General features: G+C 64.6%; 23 protein-coding genes and 1 pseudogene. 4 read left to right on the top strand and 20 right to left on the bottom strand.

All coding sequences use genetic code 11. The features are described from left to right. The first annotated feature begins 961 nt into the window (after positions 1-961). Positions 962-1,765: a secretion protein EccK gene (locus MFM001_RS24720; protein WP_116373161.1), complete on the top strand. Its 804-nt coding sequence runs from the start codon at positions 962-964 to the stop codon at positions 1,763-1,765. A 90-nt stretch (positions 1,766-1,855) separates the two neighbouring features. Here MFM001_RS24720 and MFM001_RS02440 read toward each other — a convergent pair whose 3' ends face one another. The 16 genes from MFM001_RS02440 to MFM001_RS24280 form a co-directional block, all read right to left on the bottom strand. Then, positions 1,856-2,524 carry a hypothetical protein gene (locus MFM001_RS02440; RefSeq protein ID WP_116373159.1) on the bottom strand — a complete coding sequence of 223 codons (669 nt, stop codon included), beginning with the start codon at positions 2,522-2,524 and terminating at the stop codon, positions 1,856-1,858. Further along, on the bottom strand, positions 2,521-2,703 hold the full coding sequence (locus tag MFM001_RS02435; RefSeq protein ID WP_116373157.1) for a hypothetical protein: 183 nt from the start codon (positions 2,701-2,703) through the stop codon (positions 2,521-2,523). The genes MFM001_RS02440 and MFM001_RS02435 overlap by 4 nt, the downstream gene beginning before the upstream one ends. Positions 2,704-2,780: 77 nt before the next feature. After that, positions 2,781-4,313 carry a type VII secretion integral membrane protein EccD gene (eccD, locus tag MFM001_RS02430; RefSeq protein WP_116373155.1) on the bottom strand — a complete coding sequence of 511 codons (1,533 nt, stop codon included), beginning with the start codon at positions 4,311-4,313 and terminating at the stop codon, positions 2,781-2,783. Then, entirely contained in the window at positions 4,310-5,695 is a 1,386-nt protein-coding gene (locus MFM001_RS02425) for a MinD/ParA family protein (protein ID WP_116373153.1), read from the bottom strand. The genes eccD and MFM001_RS02425 overlap by 4 nt, the downstream gene beginning before the upstream one ends. A 92-nt stretch (positions 5,696-5,787) precedes the next feature. Next, on the bottom strand, positions 5,788-6,075 hold the full coding sequence (locus tag MFM001_RS02420; protein WP_062539443.1) for a WXG100 family type VII secretion target: 288 nt from the start codon (positions 6,073-6,075) through the stop codon (positions 5,788-5,790). Positions 6,076-6,108: 33 nt separating this feature from the next. After that, positions 6,109-6,414 (bottom strand): WXG100 family type VII secretion target, encoded by a 306-nt coding sequence (locus MFM001_RS02415; protein ID WP_116373152.1) that lies wholly within the window; start codon positions 6,412-6,414, stop codon positions 6,109-6,111. An 85-nt stretch (positions 6,415-6,499) separates the two neighbouring features. Further along, the gene (locus MFM001_RS02410; protein WP_116373150.1) at positions 6,500-7,822 is read right to left on the bottom strand and encodes a PPE family protein; all 1,323 of its coding nucleotides are present in this window, start codon (positions 7,820-7,822) and stop codon (positions 6,500-6,502) included. 73 nt (positions 7,823-7,895) lie between these two features. After that, positions 7,896-8,192 (bottom strand): PE family protein, encoded by a 297-nt coding sequence (locus MFM001_RS02405; protein WP_116373148.1) that lies wholly within the window; start codon positions 8,190-8,192, stop codon positions 7,896-7,898. A 75-nt stretch (positions 8,193-8,267) separates the two neighbouring features. Further along, positions 8,268-10,043, bottom strand: coding sequence for a type VII secretion protein EccCb (eccCb, locus tag MFM001_RS02400; protein ID WP_116373147.1), 1,776 nt, complete (start codon positions 10,041-10,043; stop codon positions 8,268-8,270). 49 nt (positions 10,044-10,092) lie between these two features. Beyond that, positions 10,093-12,327, bottom strand: a complete 2,235-nt coding sequence (gene eccCa, locus MFM001_RS02395; RefSeq protein ID WP_116373145.1) for a type VII secretion protein EccCa — start codon at positions 12,325-12,327, stop codon at positions 10,093-10,095. Further along, complete coding sequence (gene eccB / locus MFM001_RS02390) at positions 12,327-13,766, bottom strand: type VII secretion protein EccB (RefSeq protein WP_116373142.1); 1,440 nt, start codon at positions 13,764-13,766, stop codon at positions 12,327-12,329. The genes eccCa and eccB overlap by 1 nt, the downstream gene beginning before the upstream one ends. Positions 13,767-13,769: 3 nt before the next feature. Next, positions 13,770-15,491 (bottom strand): type VII secretion AAA-ATPase EccA, encoded by a 1,722-nt coding sequence (eccA, locus tag MFM001_RS02385; RefSeq protein ID WP_116373596.1) that lies wholly within the window; start codon positions 15,489-15,491, stop codon positions 13,770-13,772. Beyond that, the gene (locus MFM001_RS02380) at positions 15,484-16,026 is read right to left on the bottom strand and encodes a YbaB/EbfC family DNA-binding protein (RefSeq protein WP_116373140.1); all 543 of its coding nucleotides are present in this window, start codon (positions 16,024-16,026) and stop codon (positions 15,484-15,486) included. Before MFM001_RS02380 ends, eccA begins: the two co-directional genes overlap by 8 nt. A gap of 19 nt (positions 16,027-16,045) precedes the next feature. After that, positions 16,046-16,888, bottom strand: coding sequence for an ESX secretion-associated protein EspG (locus tag MFM001_RS02375; protein WP_116373138.1), 843 nt, complete (start codon positions 16,886-16,888; stop codon positions 16,046-16,048). Between the two features lie 3 nt (positions 16,889-16,891). Beyond that, positions 16,892-17,209, bottom strand: coding sequence for an ESX-1 secretion-associated protein (locus MFM001_RS02370; RefSeq protein ID WP_116373136.1), 318 nt, complete (start codon positions 17,207-17,209; stop codon positions 16,892-16,894). Between the two features lie 99 nt (positions 17,210-17,308). Then, positions 17,309-17,503: a hypothetical protein gene (locus tag MFM001_RS24280; RefSeq protein WP_142760661.1), complete on the bottom strand. Its 195-nt coding sequence runs from the start codon at positions 17,501-17,503 to the stop codon at positions 17,309-17,311. On the opposite strand from MFM001_RS24280, the gene MFM001_RS24275 reads away from it, so the two are divergent. Next, complete coding sequence (locus MFM001_RS24275) at positions 17,502-18,095, top strand: collagen-like protein (protein ID WP_142760660.1); 594 nt, start codon at positions 17,502-17,504, stop codon at positions 18,093-18,095. The genes MFM001_RS24280 and MFM001_RS24275 overlap by 2 nt on opposite strands. 167 nt (positions 18,096-18,262) lie before the next feature. On the opposite strand, the pseudogene MFM001_RS25135 reads toward MFM001_RS24275, so the two are convergent. Further along, positions 18,263-18,505 (bottom strand): annotated as a pseudogene (locus MFM001_RS25135) (EspA/EspE family type VII secretion system effector); the annotation flags it as partial. Positions 18,506-19,203: 698 nt separating this feature from the next. On the opposite strand from MFM001_RS25135, the gene MFM001_RS24270 reads away from it, so the two are divergent. After that, positions 19,204-19,884, top strand: a complete 681-nt coding sequence (locus MFM001_RS24270; protein ID WP_142760659.1) for a hypothetical protein — start codon at positions 19,204-19,206, stop codon at positions 19,882-19,884. An 8-nt stretch (positions 19,885-19,892) separates the two neighbouring features. Here the strand turns inward: MFM001_RS24270 and MFM001_RS02360 are convergent, their stop codons facing one another. Further along, positions 19,893-20,981, bottom strand: a complete 1,089-nt coding sequence (locus MFM001_RS02360; protein ID WP_238158861.1) for an FHA domain-containing protein — start codon at positions 20,979-20,981, stop codon at positions 19,893-19,895. Positions 20,982-21,474: 493 nt separating this feature from the next. On the opposite strand from MFM001_RS02360, the gene MFM001_RS02355 reads away from it, so the two are divergent. Continuing rightward, complete coding sequence (locus MFM001_RS02355; protein ID WP_116373132.1) at positions 21,475-21,765, top strand: WhiB family transcriptional regulator; 291 nt, start codon at positions 21,475-21,477, stop codon at positions 21,763-21,765. A 136-nt stretch (positions 21,766-21,901) separates the two neighbouring features. Here the strand turns inward: MFM001_RS02355 and MFM001_RS02350 are convergent, their stop codons facing one another. Then, entirely contained in the window at positions 21,902-22,918 is a 1,017-nt protein-coding gene (locus tag MFM001_RS02350; protein WP_238158858.1) for a DUF1942 domain-containing protein, read from the bottom strand. A 203-nt stretch (positions 22,919-23,121) separates the two neighbouring features. After that, a complete protein-coding gene (locus MFM001_RS02345; protein ID WP_116373130.1) occupies positions 23,122-24,915 on the bottom strand; it encodes a serine/threonine-protein kinase in 1,794 nt (597 codons plus the stop codon). Positions 24,916-24,921: the final 6 nt, after the last annotated feature.

Below are 24,921 nucleotides of genomic sequence, written 5' to 3'. Positions count from 1 at the left end.
CGCCAGCCAACCCGGCCCAGCACCACAGCCTCCAAGCCCACCGGGCAAGAGCGGCGCCGCAGACCCAGCAGCCGCCAGCCAACCCGGCCCAGCACCACAGCCTCCAAGCCCACCGGGCAAGAGCGGCGCCGCAGACCCAGCAGCCGCCAGCCAACCCGGTCCAGCACCACAGCAGGTGCCCCCGCCGCCCGGCCGGTCCAACGTGTCGCCCGCAGCTTCGGCGCCGAGCTACTCGCCGTCGGCTCCGAGTACCCCCGGCGCTCCGTCGCCAACATCTGGTATGGCGCCATCCATGGGTACGCCTAGCGCTGGCAGTGGAACACCGAGTGCGCCCACAGCGGCGCAGTCGGGTTCGCCACAGAATTTATTCGGCGACGACCGTCGGGCAGCGGATTCGGGTCCCGTGCAAAACCAGGATGCGGCAAAAGCGGGTGCCGGCGGCCCGCCGGATTCAGGCTTGCCGCCGGGGTTGGCCTCGCCGGCGGTGTTGCCCGCCGCGGCCGGCGCTGGTGCCGGTACCGCCGCGGCTGCGGCGGCAGCGGCCGCCAACACCGCTCCACCTGCCCCGTCCGCCCCGGTTGAGCACACCGGAGCGGTTTCGGGGACACGCGGCGTTGGCGGCGGCGGTCACGGCGGGGGTGACGGCGGGGGCGGAGGCAGCGGTCTGGGCGGACTGGCTGGCGGCCTCGGCGGCCTTGCCGGGGGCCTGGCTGGGGGCGGAGGCGGTTCCTCGTCGGGGGCAGCGCCGTTGGGTCCACCGCCCACACCACATCAGGCAGCACCGGTTGGTTCCGGTGGCGGCCATCGCGGCGGACCGGTCGGCCCCGGAACTCCGGGGACCCCGCTGCAAGGACCTGGCGGTCCAGGCGTACATCCCGCTTCGACCAGCAATACCGGCGGCGACGCGGCGGCCCCGGCGCCGGTACCGGTATCTGCCGCAAGGCTTGAACGCGACGCGATTTTGGCGGCCACGACTGCCGACGCGGTCCGCCGCAAACACGGCGGCCACGACCCGATGACACTGGCGCATCGGATCGCCGCGGCGCTCAACGCCCCCGACATGACAACTCAGATCCTGACGGCGAGCACGTTCTTCTGGATGACGGCGCTGACCGCTGATGGAGAAATCGTTGTAGCCAACAACTACGGGCTGGGCTTCATCCCGGATCGGGTTAACCTGCCTGAATCAGTTCACATGGCGACGGCGGATCAGACGATCCCAGCAGCGGAACGCGCCCGCTGGGCGACATACCCGGTGGCTGCCTTGTTGGGCTGGGCCGCCCACCACGGGACCGCACTGCGCGCGGTATTCGCCACCGCCGACCAGTTCAGTGGTATCGATCCCGGCGCCCCCAAGAAGGTGATTGAACCCGCCGATATTCCGGCCAGCGGCAAGATGCAAGGACGTTCGCGGCTCCAAGTCGTAGCGCCAGCGTTAGCCTCGCAGCTAGCTACCGTCAGCGATTTGAGCCTGGTCGATATGGTCCCCCCGGCGCCCGTCGATGACGCCCCGCCGGAGGACCAGTCCGCCAAGTTGTGGTTTGAGGCATTCAAGCCGTTGACCTGGAGCTCCTCAGATCGTGAGCAGTTGCACCTGACGCGATTCGTGGAGTACGTCGCGCATGCTCGAGATTTGGCGCTTTACCAGGCTCATCACGCCATCCATGCGGAAGCTCAACGCGCGGCGGTCGCCGACTGGCTTTACTGGAACCACCTTGCCGGGCTCGTCATTGATGCCCTCACCGAATCGGCTCCGGTGCCATAGCATCCGACGTCACAACTACGGCCGTCTGCGACATTCCGGATCGCCTGTCGCGCCGCCCGAGTGGCCGACGCCGGAGGCCACCGCCTCCGATTAGAGGTCGATCTCGCCAGTTGATGGCACCCGCTGCGCAGGCTCCGAGGGTTCGACCGGCGGCGAGAATGGCGGGCTCGGCAGGTCCGGGTTTTCCTCCAGCCGGTGGTAACCAGGCCCGGCGCCTTGATGGACGGGTGCCGGCGCCGGCTGTGGCTTCGCTTCGGGCGCCGCGCCCGGCTGCTGACCAGATTCCTCCGCCGGCTTGTCGTCCTGTGCCTTGTCGTCCTTCTGCTGGTCGTCTTGCAGTTGATCAGCGAGCGGGTCTTTCTTATCGCCGTGTCCCTTGCCGAATTGGCCCGACATCTGGCTGAACTGCTGCACACCCTGCATGACGGCCTGCGGCAGAGCGCCGGCCATCCCCATCATCTGCATCGGCATCTGGCCGAGCTGAGACGCCATTTGCATCGGCATCTGCATCAGCTGGCCCATTTGGCCCATCATCTCGCCCATGGGGTTGCCCGACTGGCCCGCGCCACCCGACGTTCCGCTTCCCGGAGTACCGCCACCGGGCGCACCGCCGGGCTGGCCTTGACCGTTCCGGTCGAACTGCTGCTGATTGAATTTATCGCCCAACCCCTGGTCGGTTCCCGCGTAGCGGCGGGCGGCTTCGGCGAGATTGGCAGCGTCCTTCTTGGCGCCCGCCTTGAGCTCGTCCAGAGTGGTCATGCGCCGATCACTGGCTCTTCGAGCTTGGGTACCTGAGCCGCGATCGCCGACGACAAGGGATCGCTTCCCGAAACACTGAAGCCCGGTGGAATTGTCGGGATGTCATCGGCATGCATTCCCAGCTGCGCCGCGGCCTGCGCCAAACGCTCGGTGTCCACTTTCAGCGTCTCATGCGTCATCGCTAACCCCTCCCGCCGCTGTGCGTTTTCTGTTGAGCAAATCCTAACCGGTTATACCGAGGTCGAAATGCAGTGATTTAGAGCCTGATATTCCGGATCAGGTCATAGACGCTGGCGATCCACAGCAGCAGCGGGATCACGGCGGCGATCGCTGCGCCGTCGAACAGTTCCAGGATTCGCTTGGTCACCGGCGAAACACGACCCATCCCGGCGCTCGCCCCGACTGCGATGACTGCGACGATTCCGGCGACAAGATAGAGGCTCAGCAGCACCCACGCGCTGCCGGGATACCACAGACTCACCTTGGCCATCACACCGGTGGGGATCACCACCGCAGCAGCCAAAAGCGCCCACGCACACCATCTTTCGGCGTACAGCCGCGACCGGAATCCGCAGACCGATGTCACCAGCAGGGCCACCAAAACGCTGTGGACGAAGAAGTGCCCGCGCACCACCACCGCGATGGCGCCGACCGCCAAAACGAGAGTGCCTGCCGCAACGAACCCGATCAGCAACTGCCGGGCGAGACGGCTGCGCTCGGTCAATCGGGCGGCCGAGTCGGGAACCGACGCCATGATCGCTTGCCAGGTCGACGATTCTTCTTCGGTGGCGTCGGGTGTCTCGACCGGATCGAGCAACTCTTCGTTGCCGACCGTCTCGCCGGGCGCCGGGATCGGTGGCAATGCGATACGCGCCACGGCGACAGTCAATTTGGCCGCATTGGTCACGATGAACAAGCCGAACAGGATCGCCACGGGCGGCACCCAATGCTGCGCGCCATAACCGTAGGCGATTGCCGCCGCAGTGACCGCGATCGCGGTAACGGTCACGAACGACGCCAGCTCCGCGCGCCGCCGAGGGCCACCGCGGGTCGCCAGCGTCAGCAACAGCACGGCCGCTGCGCCGCCCGCCAGTTGCGGCGCGCCCAGCGAGCTGAAGCCGCGCGGCAGTGGCACCGCCAACGCCACTGCACCGGCGATCACCGGGTATGCCGCGACAAGCAGGCTCTCTGCCATGTTCAGGTTTCCGTACCGGCTTCGGGCGAGCGCACTGCCTACCAAAAGGCCAATACCCAGAACACCGAGCGCCGGCGCCCACCAAATCGGGTGCCCCGTCTTTGCCCAGCAGAGCAATGAGACGACGGTGATCGCCAGCATCGCTACCGGAAGTGCAACAACGACAAAGCGATTCAGCGCCGCCCGATCAAACTCCGGTGATTCGTCGAGCACCGCAATCGCGTCGATGACGTCCTCGACCAGTGGCCGATACCGTTCCGTGCGAGCGACCGACACCAACGTCAGCAACGAGCCGTCGACCACACCCGCTTCGTCAAGCGATTGGTCGAGTTTCAACGGCGGCGCGCCGGGCCGGGCGAACGCCCATACGCCCGTCGCGGAGAAGTCAAAGCCGGCCAATACATCAGCTGGCGTGTCTTCGAGTAAGTCGGCCAGCACCGAGACGGTTTCGTCGATGTACGCCTCGATCGGTGTCGACGACGGCAACACCAGGTCCGTCATCCGCTTCCCGGTCAGTATCGTCACCCGGGTGGTGGCCGGCCTGCTGGGTGGTGTCGTGCCCGGCGTCGCCGGGGCAGCGGCGGGAGCGCTCACCGCCGTTCGAGCCGGTCGAAGTCGTCGGACAGCGCCGCCGCCAACTCGAGGATCCTGCGCTGGAAGGTGGAGCCCAGGAGATCGAGTTGGATTTCCGTTCCCGACGCGATGTGCTTGTCATACGGCAGCACAAGAACCCGCCCGGGTTGCAGATGCCGCTCGAATTGCTGGACAAGGTCGTCGACGTCCAGGTTTGGCTTGCCCGGCACGACGTGGTTGATCACGACGCACGCCCGCGAGAGCAGGTCCTGGTAGCCGTTTTGGCGCAACCAGTCCATCGCGACGGCAGCCTGCCGGGCGCCATCGATCGACGCGCTGGCCACGATGACGATGCCCGACACCGTTTCCAGCACGGCTTGGCTCGCGGAGTCGAACAGGCCCGTCCCGCAGTCCGCCAAAACCAGGTTGTAATACCTCGAAACGATCTCGGTGGCGCCCTTCCAGTCCTCGTCGTTGAACGCCCGGCGGGCCACGCTGTACTCCTCGGAGGACAGCACTTCGAGGTTGGAGGCATTCATGCTGGTGTGCGCCCGGATGTCGTTGTAGCGCGACAGCGACTTGTCGGCGAGCAGGTCCGCGATGGTGGCTGCCGACTGACGTCCGGTGCGGTCGGCGAGGTTGCCGGCGCCCGGGTCGGCGTCGATGGCCAGAATCCGGTCACCGCGCACCTTCGCCAACGCCGAGCCCAAAGCGACTGTGACAGCGGTCTTTCCGACTCCGCCCTTGAGGCCCAGTACCGCGATCTGATAGGAGTCGCGCGCGTTGCGGCGGACTCGCATCTGCAAGTCCAGTTCGTAGAGTTCGTCGGGCGACAGGCCCAGGTTGACCCGTGTCAATAGGTAGAGCCAGTGCCGCCAGCCCTGTTGCGACGGCATCTTGACCGCCGACTTGACGCCGACATGCGACAGCGCGTCGATGGCGCGGTGATTGCCGATCGTGGCAGCCGAGGTCTGGCTCGGCTGGCTCGGCGGCGGCGGGGCGGCCCGCCATCCGGTCTCCGGCTGCGACTCGGCGAAGTGTTGGCTTGGTGCCGGTGCTGGCTGCATCTGCGGCGGCGGGGGCGGCGGCGTGCGTGGCTGCTCGTACTGGGCGCCGGCGGCCGCGCTCCTGTGCATCCCGGTGGTACCGCCGTTCGCTTGCGGGATCGGCGTCTCCGAACGCGGCGGTTGTTGCGGCTGCGCCTGGGTCTGCCAGGACTGCCCCGATTGTTGTCCTCCCTGCCCGCCGATGGGCATGGGTGGGACCGGCGCATCGGTGGGCGCCTGCGGGCTCGTCGGCATCGGGGCCTGGAACCGTCGGATGGACTCCAGATCCACCTGCGTCGTCGCGTCCCCGGGGGCATCTTCGGGGGCGTTGAAGAGCCGGTCATAGTCGGCCGACATGAGCACCTCTCAAAAGTCAATCGAAGTTGACAGGACGCACGTGGGGGGCGAGATCCCCCAGCGGTCGAACTCGCCCCCCACGCCCTGCCGTACTAGGCAAACATACCGGTGACACCGGCCTCTGTCTGTCCCATTGTCTGACCCGCTTCGCTGATGGTCTGCGCGAGGTTCTGCAGTGCCGTGTTCAGCTCCATGGCGGTGTTGTCCCAGCGCTGCTGGACAGCCTGGTAGGCCTCCGAACCGGACCCGCCCCACACCGCTGCCAGTGAGGCGAGGGACCCCTTGCCCTCGTCAAGCAGGCCGTGCGTGGTCTGGACGGCGCCCTGGATGTCGCTGGCACCGCCCTCGATGCCGGCGAAATTCCATACCTGTTCGCTCATGTTATATCTCCGTTCCTTTGGTCTGTGTGGTGGTCAGAACTGTCCCATTGCGTGCGACAGCGACGAGCTTTGCTCCTCGTCCGTCGAGGTGTAGTGCGCACCTGCGGTGTGGATGTTCGTCGAAATGTCGTTCAGTTCCTGGATCTGCTGGTTGGCAGCCTCCTGGAACCGCATCAGCGCTGCCTGAGCGGCGGTACCCGCTTGACCACGGAACTGCGGGGCCAAGGAACCCGCGACCGACTCCACGTGCGCGATGACGCCCTTGAGCTCTCCGGAGATCCGCTCGAAGTTGCTGGCCTCCTTGGCGAGGACAGCGGCATCGGTTTGCATCTGTGCCATGCTGGACTACTTTCTCTCTTCCTGTGTCCTCACCACGGAATGGCGAGTCTTTCCGGCCCGGATGGCCGGGAAGTCTTCGGTGCGACTACCAGTCGTCGCCTTCTTCTTCGCCCAGGTCCTGGGCGAGTGGTGCGGGCGCTTTCAGGCCCGCCTTGGTGCCACCCGATTTCGGAGCCTGGCCCAGACCCATCGGAGGCGCTCCTCCGCTGCCGCCGACCGGAGCCGCGCCCGCCGTCGCCGAGGCACCGGCAGCGGCGCCAACGGGTTCGACGGCGGCCGGCGTCGTGTCAACCTTGTCGATCAGCTTGGCCAGCAGCGGCGTACGCGACGGCGAGCCGCTCATGCCGGGCAGCGACGCGGCCCTCATCAAGCCGGCGCCGGCACTGGGTCCCGTACCGCCGACCATCGGGTGGTTGGACAGCGCACTGGCTCCGACAAGCCCCAGCTGCATGCCTTGGTCATGCGAGCCCATGCCGCTGCCCATCGAAGTAAACATTGAGGTGACCTGCTGCAGCGGCTGGGTCAGCTGCTGCATCGGGCTGCTCACCATCGATGCGAGCTGCTGAGGGATCTGCATCGCCTGCGAGCCCACCTGGGTGCCGATCTGCATCGCCTGCTGCATGACCTGCTGCGGAGCCTGCGTCTGCTGCGTCGACTGGTTCGTAGCGGTCTGCCCAGCGTTCTCACCGATTCGTGCCGCACCCTGAGCATCGGTAGCTGCCATGTTGGCCAAGTCGACACCTTTGCCGCTGTTCAATCCCACCGACTCGATCGTGGCTTGACCGGTGACATGTGTGAACACGGCATCACGCATGACAGCCCCCGCGACTCCAGCGGCGCTCTGGCCCAGAGCCGCCCCCAGCACGCCTTCCCCGATACCCGGAATGACGATCGGTTTCATCGGCATGATCGGTTCGAACATCACGTTCGTCATGGTCTCGGCCTGGTAGGCGTCCATGGCACCGGCCGCCTGGTTCCACATCCGGACCCAGTAATCCTCTTCGTAGACCGCGATGGGCACCGTGTTGACACCGAAAAAATTGGTGGCGTACAGAACCGGAGTGGTGATGCGGTTCTGCATGATCTCCGGCAGCGGGGGCGTGGTGGCCATTGCCGTCGCATAGGCGGCGGCCTGTGCCGTTGCCTGGGCGGCGCGCTTCTGCGCCTGCGCCGCTACGGTTTGTAGCCACACCACCATCGGCATACAGGCGGCCACGCCGGTTTCGCTGCCCATCCCAGTCCATGCCCCGCTCAGTGCCGCCAGAGCCGCGGCGAGTTCCGCGGCCTGCGCCTCCAACGCTGCCGCGAAGGCCTCCCATCCCGCCGCTGCCTGCAGCATGGGCTCTTCCCCCGCGCCGACCATCAGCCGTGCGGTGTTGAGCTCCGGCGGCATGGCGTGCCAAAGCATCGGGATTGTTGGTGCTGGTGGCATTGGCGTACCGAATTAGTTTCGACGCAGCTTCTACGGGTCTGGCCGTTGCTTAGATCAGGGTGGCGGCCTGTGCGGCATCGACCGCGGTGTACATCGCGGCGATCTCCACGTACGCGGCGCCGGCGCGGGCCAGCTCTTCCTGCGCGAACGAGTTCATCGCCAGGGTCTCCATACCCTCCGACGCGAACGCCATCGCCGCCTGCGCTGAAACCTCGTCGGCTCCAGCCGGCAACATGGTGGTCACCACCGCCGACGCCGTGGTGCCCGCGGCCAGGCCCTGAGTGCCGTTCGCGATAACTTGGGCACCGATTCCGGCAGCTGCTGGGTCGAATGTCATCGGTTGCATTTAGCTACCTCCCCTTACTTCTATCGAAGACGGTGACCTGTGTTGGTCACCGTCGTTAAAGCTGTCGGATTGATCCTAACCGCCCATGGAGGGTGGTGCCGACACTTCTTCTGGAGGATCGACATACGCCGCTTGGATGACCTCTTTTCCGTCCGGTGAAACCAAAAAGGCCTGGCCAGGGGGCCTTCTCTTGATCTTGATTTCCTGCGAGGGGTACTCCTGCTTATCGCCGGACAGGAACAGGGTGGGCGAGCCGGCGCCAAATGCGGCGCCGACGAACTTGTCCATCGTGGCGCGATGCGCATGGCTCATTTGACAGGTAACGATGATATGCAAACCAATATCTGCCGACGCCGGCAATAACGGCCCTAGCGGCGCCATCGGCGGAATTGCGCCACCAGCGGCGACGATCATGTGCCAGTCGTCGACCAGCAGAACGATGTCTGGACCGCTCCACCACGACCGCGACCGCAGCTGCGCCGTCGTCAAGTCCGGCGGCGGCAGCCGTTTCCGCAGGATTTCTGCCAGTGCCTTGACGGACTCGTCCAGCGACGAACTGTTCCGGTTGATCGCGCCCGCGGGGAGCAGATGTGACTCCGGCACGGCGTCCAGCAGCCCGGACCGGTAGTCCGCCAGCATGAAGCGCACCTGTTTGGGGCTGTTGCGGGAGCAAATGGCCTGCGCGACCGCATGGGCGATGCGGGTCTTGCCCGACTTTGCCGCACCGAAGATCAGTAGGTGCGGCGTCATCTGCATGTTGTTGTAGGCGACCGATAGGTCCGCCTCGCGCACGCCCATAGGGATCATCCAGCGGGTGCGGTAATCAGCGTCCGGCCCGGGCGGGTTGGGATCCAGCTCGTGCAGGTAGATGCGTTCGGGCAACACCCTGACCTGGGGCGCCTGTTCGGTGTGACCGGCCGAGATCTGCTGTACGGCCGCCGAAATCGCCTCCACCAGGTTCTGGGCACTGTGCACCCCGTCCAGCCGTGGAACCCCCATCATCAGGTGATGCTTCTCCATTGAGATGGCGCGGCCCGGACGGTTAGCCGGGATCTCCCGGGTCATGCGGTCGATCTGGGTCTCGTTGATATCGCCGAGCCGGAATTCGACCTTCGTGCCCAGATAGTCACGGACCCGAGCCTTCAACTCCGTCCAGCGTGGCGTCGAAATGACCGTGTGCACGCCGAAGGCCAGGCCCTGCCCGGCGAGGTCCTGCACCATCGGTTCGAGGTCGGGAAACTCGGAAATGAACGCAGGCCACCCGTCGATGACCAGGAAGACGTCGCCGAACGGGTCGGCCGCAGCGGGATGGTTCGGATCGTTGCGCATCTGGCGATACGCCGCGATCGAGCCCACCCGGTACTGCTTGAAGATTTGTTCCCGAGACCGCAGCACGGCTTTCATCTCGGCAACCATGCGGTTGACCTTGTCCGGTTCGGAACGGGTCGCCACACCACCGACATGGGGCAGATCCTCGAGATAGATCAGTCCACCACCACCGAGGTCGATGCAATAGAACTGGACATCTCGCGGCGAGTGGGTGGCCGCCGCTGACAACACCAGGGTTTGCAGGAACGTCGATTTGCCGGTTTGCGGCGCGCCTCCGACGGCGATGTTGCCGCCCGCCGCGGATACGTCGACACCCCAGACATCCTGGCGATGACGACGCGGCTCGTCCATGATTCCCATCGGAAAGCGCAACGGCTGTCCGATGTCGCGCTCGACGAGTTCGTTGACCGGTACCGGATCCTTCAACGGCGGCAACCACATTCGGTACGCGATCGCTTCGCCGGTACCCAACTGGTCGAGCACGACCTCGCGCAGCACTCGCTGTTCCGGTTCGACGGTCATAAGCGCCGCTCCTCCTCACCGCTTCGCTGTGCATCGTCGCCGGCGCGGGTCATGACATCACCGCCCGGTCGAAGATCGGCGCCGCGGTGAACCGATGGATCTGGATGTCGCGTCTGCGGTGCTGCACGGGTGCTTCACCGTTGGTTTCGCCGTCCTTGTGAACGGTGGGAACGTACGGCGTACCGGTGTAGACGCTCTTGAACTTGACCGGGTCTTCCATACCGACCCGCAGGAATCCGACACCGCTTTCCTTGTTGGTGATGTATTGCGCTTCAGGTGTACCGATCACCGCCTTGGATTCCGCAGAACTGGTGGTCCGCAAGGCGATTCGATACGTCAGGTTGGGCTCGAGTTTGTCGATGCGCACACCGCCGGTGTTCAGCGACTGAGTGGCTAGCAGCAGATGGACTCGCAGCGACCGACCGACGCGGCAGATCCGGTCGAACAACGCGATGAAGTCCGGGTGGTTCTGCAGTAGTTCGGCGAACTCGTCGACGACTACGAAAAGTGTTGGCAGCGGTGGTAGGTCGGCGCCGCGCTCGCGGTGCTTCTCGTACTCAGCAACACCGGATAGCGCACCTGCAGCACCGACCTGCATGCCGGCCTGACGCAGAATCGTTTGCCTACGGTCGAGTTCGCCGGTGAGAACCTCGCCCATCCGGCTGACCAGCTCGGCCTCTTCTTCCATGTTGGTGACGACGGCCGCGGTGTGCGGCAGTCGCTCCATGCCCAGGAACGTCGAGCCACCCTTGAAGTCGGTGAGCAGCAAGTTGATTTGGTTCGGATGGTGGGTGGCGGCCAGCGACAGGATCAGCGTTCGAAGGAATTCGGACTTACCCGATCCCGTCGTACCGATGAGCATGCCGTGCGGTCCGGCCCCGAATTCCGCGCCCTCCTTGATATCCAGGTACATGACCTCACCGGTCTTGAGCTCATGCCCGAACGGGATCCGCAGCCGGTCTTGGTCGGTGTCGGCGAACATCCGCCACCGGCTCGGTGTCACTTCTTCCACTGTCTGCGCCCCGACCAGCTGATGCCATTCGGTGGACACCTTCTTCTGGACCCGGGTGGTCTTGTCGATGATCGTGCCGGTGATGGACCAGCCGGCCAGTTTCCGTGCAATGCGGGTGGCTTGCTCGGGCGAAACCCAGTCGGTTGTTGATGTCACCTGACGGAACGATTGGTTGGGCAGCCGGTCGTCGGCGGTGCCGTCCTTGTCAACCCTTATGCGGTAAGCAGATCCGCGATGGTTGCCCAAGGTGATGACGGTGACGCCGGCGCGGCCGTCGACCGGGAAACCGGCGGAACCGCCGGTCAAGTCGATCACCACGATGTGCGGTCCGCCGGGACCCGCGTCCGGTGTGTGCGGACCGCGCGCGGTCAGATCGCTAAGCCCGTCGGGACGGGTGAAAATCATCCGGGTCGACCCGGCGGCGTCGGTGTCCGTCTGATGCTGCACATGCGGAAGCCATTTCAGCCACGACCACTGCGGGTCCTCCGGGTTTTCGGTGAGCACCCGGATTTGCATGAGGTCTGGCGGATGGAACACGGCAAGGTGGCAGATCATTGCGCGCAGCAGTCCGGCCGCGCCCTCCGCATCGCCTCCGACTGCGATGGTCGGAAATGTCCGCAGCTGCACCAGTTTCGGGCAGTCGTGGATAAGCCCGTGGGTACGCAAAAACTTCAGTACCCACATGTGGCTCACCGGTTCCAGGTGCGGTTGCGGTGCGGCGTCAGGGCCGGCCAGCTCGCCGCCGAGTGCTGGCTTCAAAAGGCGGTCCACCGCGGGCTCGGAACCTATCCCGATGCGGGCGGCCGCGAAAAAGTCGGCGTTGGCAGGGCGGGACCACTGGCGATGAGTGCCGATCAGTGAAAGCAGGTCGTCCGGATGCGGTGCGTGATAGCCAAAGAACGTCACCTGTGCACTTGCCGATGAAGTCACACGTGTGCGCAGGCCTGCCAGATATCGCAGATATTCCCGACGGTCGGCGTTGATTTCGGGAACTTTCTTGCCGCCCGGTCCGCCGCCGGCCATGAAACCGACTGTCGCCATGATCATCATCAGCGGCATCATCAACATGTAGGGCGACAATTGCCGGACGCCGGTGAACACCATGATCGCGATCATCCCGAGCATGCCGCCGGCCATCACATAGGGCAGCACCTTCTGGACGCCTGACGGCGGAATCTCGACGCCGAGATCCTCCGGCGGGGTGACACTGATTTCGCCGGGCGTCAGCCGTGGCCCGCGCTTGACGGTCGGAGTGAACTTCTTGGTCGTCATCAGCTCTCTCCCGGGACTTTCCGCGGCTTCGGGTCAGGGGGCAACGTGTCATGCTCCAGCAGCGCTGCCTGCTTGGACAGCACCGGACCGTCCACGAGCAGCCGCACGATCTCCCATGGCGCCTTCTTCGGCGACGTCAGGCCCAGCGTTTTAGCCGTCTCCTGGTCTGGCAGCCCGTAGCGCACACCCTGGGGGTCGATGTAGTACAGCGCCTCCCCGTGTTTGGGATCCGGTGATTGCAGCTGTACGAACTTCCCGCCATCAGTGAAAACCGTTGCGGCCCCGTCGATCTGCTTGATACCGGTGTTCATGGCCGCCGGCGGAATCGGCAGGTGTCGCCCGCTCAAAACCGCGGTCTTCGGAGACTGGTCGCCAGCCTCACGTTCCCATGACCAGCACAAGGTGGGTGCATCCTTGCGGGCGAGGATCGTAAGCGGTTCATCGGGCAGCGGCGACGCGTACACCCGTTCGGGAATCCTGGCGACCACGCTCGACTCGATCGTCGGAGGCGAGATCAACCCGAACGAATTGGTTGCACGCAACGCCGCCGAAGTCGTCGCGTTCACACGGGCTACGCCGTCCGGCAGCACCACGAACTTCTGCGGCCCCGACTCGCTCTGGGTTTGGAAGACCGATCCGATCAGCAAATTCTCCGGCAGGCCAACGGTATTGGGCGCGCCTGCGCCCGGCACCGGCGGCAACTGCCACGGCCCGACGTCGGGTATCGCGTTATACATTCCTTCTGACATGGGAGTCGCCTTGGCGGTAACCGGTATGCCGACGGCCGACGCGACGGCCCGATCGGTCAGGTCGATGACGTGGCGTCCGGTTTTGGTCACCACCCATTCCTTGCCGCGATAGGTGGCCAGCAGTGCCTGATTCGGTTGCATCGGACCGACCGACCGATCCGTGGCCAAAGGCATTGCGATCACAGAGGTGTCGACCGCAGGGGCGACGCTCTCCGGGTTGGCGACGGTGTCACACAGCGCCCAATCGGACGACGCATCGGATGAAACCGGCGTGGCGTACGGAGCTCCGGGGATCCCGATGCGCTGTCCCTTTGGCATCTTGTCCAATTCGGCGGACTTCACCGCCGAGGGGTTGCTGGCGCTCCCCAACACCAATCGCGCAGAAGTGAGGTTGTAGACCGGATGCAGCTGACCGGTTCCCGGCAACACCACATAGAGCTGATTGGTGGTGCGGTCGACGAGCAGCGTGTCGCCGCTACGGCGGCCCAGCGGCTTGAAATACGCCAGCATCCCGGCGCCGAGCCCCACCAACACCGCAATAACGATGCCCAAACCCACTGCCCGGCTGTAGAAGGCGAGCGGATCGTCGAACATGCGGGTGTCCCGCCGCACGATGGCATGCTCGACACGGCGTAGCAGAAATCGCCAACCGCTGACCTGAACCTTGGTGGTAAGCCGAAATCCCGCCATATCTCACTCGCCGATATTGAGGCGTCGGTGCACGGCGGCGATGGCCTCTGCCATGTCCTGTCCGTTGATCTCGCGCAGGCGGTCGACGTCCAGGTCGTCGATGTTGATGGCCTGTGCCAGTCGCATGTCCCGGAACTGCTCAGCCGATTCCACCAGCTGGCGTGCGTAGCGGCCGTTACCCGCCACATCGAGCGCCGGTTTGTCACCGAATGTGCGCTGACTCAGCAGTTTCGCCGCCTCCAGCAGGTTCTCGGCCGCGTCGATACTTAGCGTCGAATCGTTGGCTGTGGCAATCACTTTCGCGATCTCGAGGATCTCCTCCGGCGAGTAGGAGTCGAATTCGATGCGGGTTGCGAAGCGTGACCGCAGCCCGTCGTTGACCTCCAGCAGTCGTTCGATGTCAGAGCTGTAGCCGGCAATGATCACCACGAGGCGGTCGCGGTCATTTTCCATCCGGGCCAGCAGAGTGTCGAGCGCCTCTGTGCCGAACGGGTCGGCGCGGCCGTCTCGCTCCTGTACCAGCGTGTAAGCCTCGTCGATGAACAGCACACCGCCGACCGCTCGGTCGATCGTCTTGGCGGTCTTGACTGCCGACTGGCCTTCGTATTCGGCGACGAAGTCCTTGCGCGACGTCTCGACGAGTTTTGGTTCGGCGATGACTCCAAGTCCGGCCAAGATATTGGCGACCACCCGGGCTATCGTCGTCTTGCCCGTACCGGGCGGTCCGGCGAAAATCATGTGCTTGCTCGCCTGGGCGACCTTCATGCCCTTGGCAGCGCGAACCTTCGCCATTTGGGTTGCTGCCCGGTATCTTTCGATCTGCTCTTTGACCCGGCCCAATCCGATTTGACGGTCCAATTCGGCCTGGGCCTCGGCGAGCAGCTTCTCCTGACCCGAGGTATCGGCGACAACACTGGACGGATCCCAGGGATCTTTCCGAGCCGCGATCTTTTCGGCGCTGGTAGGCACCAGGCGGTAGCCCGGATCTCTCAGTGCCGCAGCAACTTTGGGCTCAGGGTAGTTCGCCTGCAACCATTCCAGCAGCGGTACCGCGCCTTCTTCGTTGCCCTGGCCGCGCCGAACCATCGCCAGATACCAGGCGATCGCACGTCCACATGCCTGACCTGCGGGCGAATCGTGTGTCTCGGTGAGCCGACGCTCAGCCTCGCTGAACAGACCCAGGTTCGCTGCGGCAACCCCATGAGCAACGCTGGCCGCAGCAGCCAGGAAACTGTCGGTCCAGGTAGAGGATCCTCTCACCTCGTCGATCACATCGGTCCAGCGTTCCGCTGCGCCGTAGACCACCGCCTTGACCCACGAGACCAGGAATTCCGCGCCGCTGGCCGGCGCGCTATCCAAGGCGTCCATCGCATCGGCGTAGCTGCCGGCGGAAGCTTCGCTGACCGCAAAGCCAAGGGTGATCGCCAGGGGAGAGGTGATCGGGTAAGTGATGTCGCCGTACAAGCCGCCGATCGGGACTCTGGCGTTGAGGGCGTTCATCGAAATCTCTGCGGCGCCCGCCAGTCGCCCGAAATTCATCCGCGAGTACCAGGCCCGGAACATCGTCACCCGGTCGGTGTCACCGCACTTGATCCGACCGATCCACGCATCGCAGGCGGACTCGTCGTAGTTCGTGATCTCGGTGAACAACTCCATGGATCGGGCCGGCGACATGGGCAGCATGCTCACAGCGCTGGCAAACATGTTCGCCAAATGATCAGTCATGGTCACCTGCATATCGTGTTGCGAAGACCTGTGCCGTCGCTGCGGTCGCTTCCTCGGGCGTAGGCAGATTCAGGTCGCGGGTCAGGAAGTCGCGTGTAGTCGCGTTGTCTTGTCCGAGTTCGCGCATCGCTTCGGAGATAAACGCGTACTGCGCGGACCGCGCCTTTTGTCTGGCCAGGTCCGCGATGACGCGTATCTCCTCAGCGAGATGGGATTCGGTCATAGTCGTCACTTTCGCCGTCAGGTCAATCCGCTGGACGCGCCCATCCATGTACGCCGTCACTGTCACCGTCCCGGGCGGGTTGGTCACCGTGAACAGCGGCGATTGAAGCTCTTCGTCCTCCTCTTCGGGAGCGCCGAAGGCGTCCAATTCGCCGTCAGTATCCCCCGCCTCCCCGCTCGGGACATACTCGTCGAACACATCTAGCACGGACTCCTCGGCGCCGTCATCAGCGACGGAGAAATCCAGGGCAGACAGATCGTCGTGATCGTCGTCGTCGCCATCTAGATCGTATGGCGGAACGCCATCCACCATGCTTCCTTCCCAACCCTTGCTATGAATACTCCGCGTCGGTGCGCTCGAACCAACTACCCGACGGCAAGAATCCCACCAACCCCTCCAGCGCGCGCTGGAGATTCTCGTTTGTGCCCGGCAGAAAACTGCCATAGAGCTCGCCGTTAACGCGGCGCGGAATCGACACCAGCCTGCCCTTCTGCGAGTCCGCGACACCGGCTGCCAAGTCGGTTGTCGTGGTCGTGCCACCTGGGTGGCGTTCAGTTGCGGTGATTTCGACCCAGCTCGTCGGGTTGGCGATGATGTCAGCGTAAATGCGGGCCGAAGAGGGAGCGACGCCGTACTGCGCGATCTGGGACGGCGTCGTGCACTCGGCAAGCTTGCTGGCGACTCCCGTGAGCGGTTCGACGTCGGCGGGCTCGGCCGGACCCAGCACGGTGTTCACCATGCCGGCCAAGCCAACCTGCGGTGCGACCAATTGGAGTACCAGCATGTCGCCGTCGCGGGCGGCGACCACATGGCGCTCGCCCTTGCGGCATACGACGAAGCGCACCATCTTGCCGCCCTCGAAATCGCGGCGGAACCACCGCGCTTCCAGCGTCCGGTCCGCCCTGCTGAGCGTGTCCACCATCGCCGCCACAGCCGGATGGGGCGCACCGTACAGGTCAAGGACTCCCTGGTCGGTGAGGTCACGTCGCACTTGGTCCCAGACGAGGTCCCGCAGCTCCAGCTGAGGGATGTTGGGCCGGATGGCCAGTGCGATCGGGAAATCCACCAGGCTCAGGCGGTCGGCGATCACCAACATGCCGTCGATGGTGACCTCGACGCCGACGACGTCGTCGATGTTGCCCGCTGTGCGGTCGGTCGTATAGGGAGTCGTCATTGTCTACCTCGGGTGCATTTGTCCGTCGAGCTTGCCGGCCTCTTGTTGGTCGGTGCACTGATAGTTAGTTGCCGCCATGTTCAGCTTTTCGCCGAGGTCGGTTGAGACCGCTTGCATGCCGGCGCTTGCGGCGCTGCGCGTCTGTTCGGCCATCATTACCGCCGCGGTGGTGCCGACGCAGATGACCCCGTGATTCACTGCCATCGAGCTGCTGACGCCCTGGGCTGCCGCGGACGCGGCTCCGATTTGGGACGCGGCCTGTTGCTGTTTGCTCGACAGCTCATGCAGCTCGTCCGTTGTGACTTGTAACGGGTCGGTCATGGATTGACCCCCTCTTCCTACTCTTTATCTACAACTGCCTTATTTACAACTGCGCCGACGCGGTGGTACGCGGTATCGATTGATTGACCGGATCCAACCTTAGGTGGCCCGCTCGTGCACCTGCTCTGTATCGGTCTCGACCTCGTGGCTGACGGGTGCCCGCCCCATCGGCGGCAGCTTGCTCGTGTCGGGTCCTGCACCGGGAACCATCTGCGGGCCAGGAGGTTTCGGGACGCTCGGCCCCGGCCCTGCTCCCGGCGTTACGGGCTGTGCCGGTGGGGTGGTGCTTGCCATGCCGCCGCCAGTCTGCCCACTGAATGCCGTCGCAACCGGGGTGCCGCCACCGCTCGGTGCAGTGGTAACCCACGGGACGTTTCGGGTGGACGGTGTCCCGGGAGACGTCGGTGGTGGCGTGCTGGGTGAGCTGGGTGTCGTGGGCCGGCTCGGCATGCCGGGTGAGCTGGGTGTGCTCGGAGCAGTAGGCGTGCTGGGTGCGCCGGGCCCGGTGGGAGCGCTGGGCGTGCCGGGTGCGCTGGGCGCCCCGGGTGCGCTGGGCGCCCCGGACTTGCCAGGCCCACCCGGCGAACTCGGCTTGCTGGGCCCACCCGGCGAGCCCGACCTTCCGGGACCAGTCGGCGAACTGGGCATGCTCGGCCCACTCGACTTGCCAGCCCCGCCTGGCGACCCCGACTTGCTTGGTCCACTCGGCGAGCCGGATTTGCCAGAACCACCGGGCGTCCCTGATTTACGAGGCCCACCCGGTGTTCCAGGAGTCCCCGGCGACGGACAGAAGGCAGACAGTGCACCGGTGGGGTGCGCGCTCGATGCGACCTCGTTGTATTTCCCGATCGCTTGCTGTACGTGTAACGCGTTCTGCATGGCCTGAAAGGCCATCTGGGTCATCCGCGCGTAGGGGAGAGGCATCGCACCCGCCACGGCTCCGGCTTGAAATGCCAATGACATCTCTGGGCCGACCACGGGAACGGCATACAACGCGATGGCGACGGGAATACAGACCATAAGAACGTCGGACGCGACGTCTATGTATGTCTGGGTCTCCGTGAGCTGACGCGCCTCTTCTTGCACAATCCCGTGCATCATGTTATCGGCGTGCGCCATAATCTCTGCGCGGCCTTGCTGTTTGGTGTTTTGTTTGGTATATGCATGCGACCCCGTGCCTTCCCAACCGTTGGGAAAGGCGGATTCCAACAATTGGCAGACCTGTTGGAACTGCGTCGAACCGTTACCAAATCGGTCACCCGAATCGGGATCTCCAAATCCGAGCTGTAAACTCATCAGTGTAAGGGCCAACAAAGCGGCATCAATAATTGGCGTCTCCGCGCCGGCTAGACCGCTTACCCACTTCGAACCCGCCTTGGAGAACAGCTGCTTTCCAAACTGTTCCAGACCTTCGATTCCGGCTTTCTTCCCGGCCGCCTCCATCACTCTGCCGGTGGTCCTTAGCACGTCCGGAAGACTCTTTAATTTCAAGCCCTTGCCGACGCCACTCCCAATGTCGCCGAAGAGGTCTACGATATCTTTAGGATTGCCGTCGAGCGCGCCCTCCAGATGGGTGAGCGCTTTCCAACCATCGTTAAGGTTGTTGAGAGCTTTGCCGCTTTTACGGAAAGCGCCGCCGCCGGCTGGATCCAGCAGTTCTGAGAACTTTTCAGGTACCCCTAATAAGTCGTAGAACTTCTGCAGGCCTGCGTCTTCATTCGGACCATCACCCATACCGGGCAGCTCCCTTCGTCGGATGACAGCGTATCAGCGTGCCGATGGCCCTCAGTGCATGAATTTTGCGGTCGCATCCACCCCAGCGCCGCTCTTATCCGAAAGGGTGCGGCGGCAACTTTGGCCAAAGTTCCAGCTGGGCGAGGGGATAGCGGCACCAGTCCGAAGGATGTTCACTTCGGCAGACGACGCGATGCCGTACGTAGCAACGTATGCATGCAGTCGCTGCGCCCGGGTGAGGTTGTGAGAAGGTATCGGTCATGCCATGGTATCCGGGATCTGACGGTCGATCCGTCACCAACTTCTGGGACGGTCAGCACTGGTTGATATCCCTTACCAACGACCACTTAATGCTAGACGGGCAGTGGATCGCGTTGAGCGATATTACTCAAGTGGCGTACTGGAACAGGACAATAATCGGCGTGCCTGGTCCAGCAAATAATTATGGCAGCGGAATGCATACTCACCGGGGCTTTTGTGTAAAAGATATCCGTGGAAATGACTGCACTCTCAACTTCGATAATCCGGTGGCAAGAGATGTGCCAGAAAACGAGGTAGCGTGGAGAGGATTAGCTGACATCTCCCGTCGGTTTATTGAACCGCTGGTTGCTCAGCGTGTTCTCGCGTCCCTGCGCGCGGGAGTAGAGTATACGATCGACGACGGCGGCTGCTTCATTACGCTGTCGAATTCAGGTTTCCGCGGGAAGGTCTTCCGTGCGAAAGCATACTCGTGGGCCGACTTTTACCATGTCGAAGTTAACGCTGCCTTCAATAACATGTCCCCATCGAAGAACCACGGACAAGCAAGGGTATGGGCGCAGACAGGGGAGAAGCGCAAGACGCGCCTCGTCACCGGGCTGGACACCACGGTCCCGAATGCGGTCGTACTGGCGACCCTAATGCCCATGTGCGCGCAGGCGTTTGCGACCAGAATTGTTTAGAGGGAGCGTCAACGCCAGCTGATCTGGGCGATGAGGGATTCGAGCGCATCGGCAGTCGCGGCAGGGAGCGCTTCCTCTGTTTCCGCGCGGACGATCATGTCGTCGGTGACGCCGGCCGCCTGCGCGGTCTCCGATATCGACAGGTTCGCCCGCCGACGCGCCGCATATAGCCGCTGTCCAAGCGTCGCGCCAGGTGCCGCCGCGCCGAGCATCATCAACTCGTCATAGTTGCGCCGCACTGTACTGAGCGCCTTGATCAGCGGTGGCGTGACCTTGCCGATTTGGGTGGCCCGAATGGCAACCGCCTCGAGCCGCCGCAAGTCCGCCAGGATCGATGTCACCCCTCGGGTGAATTCTGGATCCTGCACGGGCGGCAGGGCGGAGATCGCCAGGCTGCAACTGTCCACCGCGGCGATGACGGCCTGCGCGATCAACGGCACCTGCTCGTCGCCGGAAAGGATCTCGGTGACCTCTTCGCCGGGAACGGGGCCGCCCTCGCGAATGCGCGCAATAGCACCCGGCGGCCAGCGCAACACCTCCTCGAGCTTCGCCCGGGTGCGTTCCCGCGGCCAGCTACGTCCCTTTTCAAAAGCGATGAGCGCCCCGGCGTTGATGACCCCGTCGGCGGCCAGGCTGCGCTGACTGATGTCGAGCTCGCGGCGACGTGCCGCGGCCGCCGCTCCTGCACGGACCACACCGGGGTCCAGGTCATCGATCTGCCAGGTACCGGTGACGTCGAGGTCTTCGGGCTCACGCGGACGCTGCTGATCCCCGGATTTGTCCGGATCGACGACGTCAAATGTCAACGGTCGGCCCTGATTCGGGTCACCCAGGCGGACGGTTGTCTTGCCAGTGACAGCGATCGAGCTTGTACGCAATCCGTCCACGTACATCCCGTAGCGACTGTTGTCGACCACCCGCCACTGCCCGTCGATGGACTCGACCTTGAGTGCGATTCGCGGGTCGTCGATCCGCACGCGGTCCTCCGGATTCCTACCGATCGTGGCGACGCCATGGCCCGGTTCAATCGCATGGGAGTTCTGGCCGTCCTGCACGATCAACAGAGTTGACTCGCCAGTCGGCTCGACGTTGGTCATCTCCGGCGATTCCTTGGATTTGAGGGTGGCTCTAGCCGACCCAACGATCTTAACCGTTGCACGCGGCGAAGCGCTACGGCCACAGCTACGTTTGTTAAGTCACATACTTCACGTGAGTCGACGCGCCGCCGACGGCAGTAACTGTGTCAGCGCTACGGCTTCCGTCCAGAAAACCCGCGTGACTCGTGGACCTGCAGCCGCTGTGAGTGGCCACGGATAAGTGCCTGCTCAGTCCCAAGGATCGGCGCCCGGCGCGGAACTATTCCTACCTTGAGCTGCTGTGACATCGGTATGATCGCGGATCGCCGCTATATCCCGGTGTGGCCTTAACGGGTCATACGGTGCCACGTGACGTTGGGGATGCGATTCGTAAAGCGTTGCGCATGTCGTTGCGGTGAATGTAGCGCTAACTGTTGCACTGCTACGGTTTGTGCTATACGCTTCTGAACCATCGGCCGCGACACCGCGGCACTTACCGAAGGAACGGGACACTATGACCGCAACAGCCCTCTACGAACTCCCGCTGGGTGCGTGCACACGAGACCCGGAGCGTTGGACCACGATCGCCGACGAGGAAGCCAAGGCCATCTGCCGGTCCTGCCCACGTCGCTGGCTATGCGCTCGAGAAGCCTGCGAACTGCCCGGCGTAGAAGGCCTTTGGGCCGGTGTCGTGGTTCCTGAAACAGGCCGCGCACGAACGTTTGCACTGCGCCAGTTGCGCTCCCTGGCCGAGCGCAACGGTTATCCCGTCAGGGACCGCAAAGTCTGCCCGGTCCCCGCATAACCAAGACGGCGCCCCGCTGCCAATACGAGGGGGTGGCGGCGAGGCGCCGCATAATGAAACCGACCCCTGCGGATAACCGCAGGGGTCGGATTCTGTCCGGGGTCAGGAAAGAAGCGTTCCTGGCCTGATCCTTTGCTTAACCGTTGTGGCCTGCCCCACCCTGGCTGCCCGCCGGGGTCGCCTGGCTTGCCCCGGGTGTCGGCGTCGCGGGGTTGCCGCCGGTGGTGTCGGGGCTACCGGCGGTGCCGGGCGCCTGTTGGGTGCCCCCGGAAGCGGGCGTTCCCTGGCTGCCACCCGGCTGCTGACTACCGGGTGCCGTCTCCGGGCTACCGGACGTTGCCGGCGACTCCGGGCTGTTGGCCGGAGCAGGAGCCGCCGGGCTACCCGCTGTTCCGGGCGCTGCGGGTGTTGCAGGTCCTGCAGGCGCTGCCGGAGTACCTGCGGCCCCGGGTGCGGCAGGGCTGCCCGCCGGTGTCGCGGCGCCGCCTGCGGCAGGAGGAGTCCCCTGGCTGCCAGCCGGAATCGGCGTCCCTTGGCTGCCGGTGGCCGCGGGCCCCGCCGGGTTGCCGGCGGGAGTGGCCGTCCCCGGCGTCCCTGTTTGTGCGGGCGTGGTGGCGTTGCCGGCCTGAGACGGTGTGGCTCGTCCCCCTGTGCGGCCTTGCGACTGCGACGACTGAACCCAGGACGCGAGCTGGTTGCCGGCACCGTCGGTGTACACGACGGAGTTCGGGTTGTCGCCGGTCACGTCGAAATAGATTTTGCCGCTGGTCTTGTCGCCCTGCGCAATACCGGCCGGGTTGACGCCCTGCGGCGTGGCGACCTGGTACAAGACGCGGTACGTCTGGCCGCTTGGCGACACGGCGTTGAAGTTCGACACGATCGGCGTGGCCCCGCCCTGGATGGCCTCATCGGTGGCGGTGGCTTCCCACAGCGTGCCGTGCGGCTGGTAAGGGATGGTGTCAGAGCTCTGCTTCAGGTCACCGACAGTCCAGCCCTGGACGTTGGTGCCATTGACGATCTTCGCCTGGCTGCCCAAACTCTGGCTGTTGGTGGTCGCGCCTTCATCGGCCGAGGCAAGCGATGCGCCCGCGATCCCGATGGCTCCTGCGGCTGCAGCGGCTGCTGCCGCCATGGCGGTGGTTCTGATCTTCAAGATGGTTCACTCCTTTTTCGTCTTCAATCGTCTTCGGTGGCGGCTTCGCTGCGACGGATTACGCCAACACCGGCACATTATGCCGATTCTGTGGAGCCTAGTTGTCGCCAGCGGTAATTAACACCCTTGTTCTACCACTGGCCCCGGCGGCGTCGCACGACGTTTGTATGCGCCTTCCGTATTGAACAGGCCGACAACAGGCCTCAGGAATGGGTGCTCCACCACATATATAGCTGCTCCAGAGTCGGCCCCTGCGGCTCGCCTTGGACGACGCTGACCAGTTGTGCGTCGTCATTGGTCCACACCACCGCCGGGTAGCCCTGTTGCATGGCGCATAACAGCATGCCGCTGACCTGATCCGGCGTGGCGTTTCGGTGCCAAGGGCCGGGTGATTGTATTCGGCCGGGGCAGTCGACCGGGGTCGAAGTCTTGACGATTCTGTCGAAGGCAGCGCGCGCCGTGACCTTGTTCGGAAATAGTGCGTAAGTCGCCGATGGTGGCCCGTCGGGATCGACATTTCTGCCACAAGACACCTTGGCAAACGCATCTTTTGGCGGAGTGATCGGCTTGCAGACGTCGGGCGGGTAGCCGGGGGGCAGCATGCCGAACAATCGGGCTTGGGACTCGGCGGGCGGGGGTGTGGACACCGAGGGAGCCGAAGCGGTGGGGGAGGGCGTCGGCTCAGTCGTGGGCGACGGGCCGGGTGTGGACTCGGGAATAAGCAGCCAAACCAAGCCACCGATGGCGACCACAGCCACCGCGGCCGCGACCAGGGGAAGCCGGCGGTTCTGTTTCCGGCGCTTAAGGGGCGCGGGTCGGCGCGGGGGCATTCCTATTGGCGGAGCACCGAATTGGCCCGGCCAGCTACTACCAGTCGGGGTGAATGACGGCGCTGAGCGTGGCGCTTCGCCCGGGGTCGGGCCCGCGTGGACCGGGCCCGCACCGGCGCCACCCCAGCCGGGGCCGGCGGGCTGCGGTGGTGGCGTCGGGCGCGGCGGCGCCTCCGTGCCACTCGCCTGCCGAACCGAGGGGCCTGGCGGCGGAGGCGGGGTGGCTGGCGGCGGAGGTGGGGGAGGCGTAGGAAGCGGCCGCGCTTCGAGATCCGGCAGGGTGGCTTCCTCGCTGCGCTCGATGATGTCGCCCGCGCGATCCTGATCGCGCGCGCTCAGCGCTTCGAGAGCCGCCTGTGCCAGTTCGCCGGCGCTGGCATAACGATCCTTGGGATCTTTGGCCATACCGCGAGCGATCACCTTGTCGAATGCACTCGGAATACCGGGATGCAGTTGACTCGGGTGAGGAATGGGCTCCATCAAGTGCGCGGTAATCAGCATGCCCGCACTGTCCGCCCGATATGGCGGCGAACCCGTCAAGCATTCGTGCAGCACACAAGCCAATGCATAAACATCGACGCTGTGAGTTACCTCGGCATTGGTAAAACGCTCGGGCGCAGCATATTTCCAGGTTCCCACCGCGCTGCCCGCCTGGGTCAATCTTTCGTCGGTCGTGGCACTGGCAATGCCGAAATCGACCAAGTAAGCGAAATCGTCGCGGGTGACCAGAATATTTTCCGGCTTGATATCGCGGTGGATCACCCCGGCGGCATGGGCGGCATCCAATGCAGAAGCGGCCTGACGCACAATTGCCACCGCACGTGGTGGAGTCAATGCCCCCGACTCTTTCAAAAGGGTGGCCAAGTCGGTGCCCTGGATCAGGCGCATGTCCAGGTACAGCTGTCCGTCGATTTCGCCGTAGTCGTGGACGGGCACCACGTGCGGCTCCTGCAAGCGGCCCGCGGTCCGTGCTTCGCGTTGCAGCCGTTCACGGAACACCGGGTCCTGACACAGCGCCGGCGACAGCACCTTCAGCGCGACGACCCGCTCTTTTACGGTGTCCTCGGCCTCATATACCTCGCCCATCCCGCCGCGCCCAAGCAGGCGGGTGAGGCGATAGCGCCCAAATTGTGACCCCACGCGCGAACCCTGCGCGGTGTCGCTCATCGCCGA

It is taken from the genome of Mycobacterium sp. MFM001 (genome assembly GCF_003402475.1).
GTDB lineage: Bacteria > Actinomycetota > Actinomycetes > Mycobacteriales > Mycobacteriaceae > Mycobacterium.
Note: the sequence above shows the minus strand (reverse complement) of the source record. Positions and strands in the feature narration are given on the sequence as shown.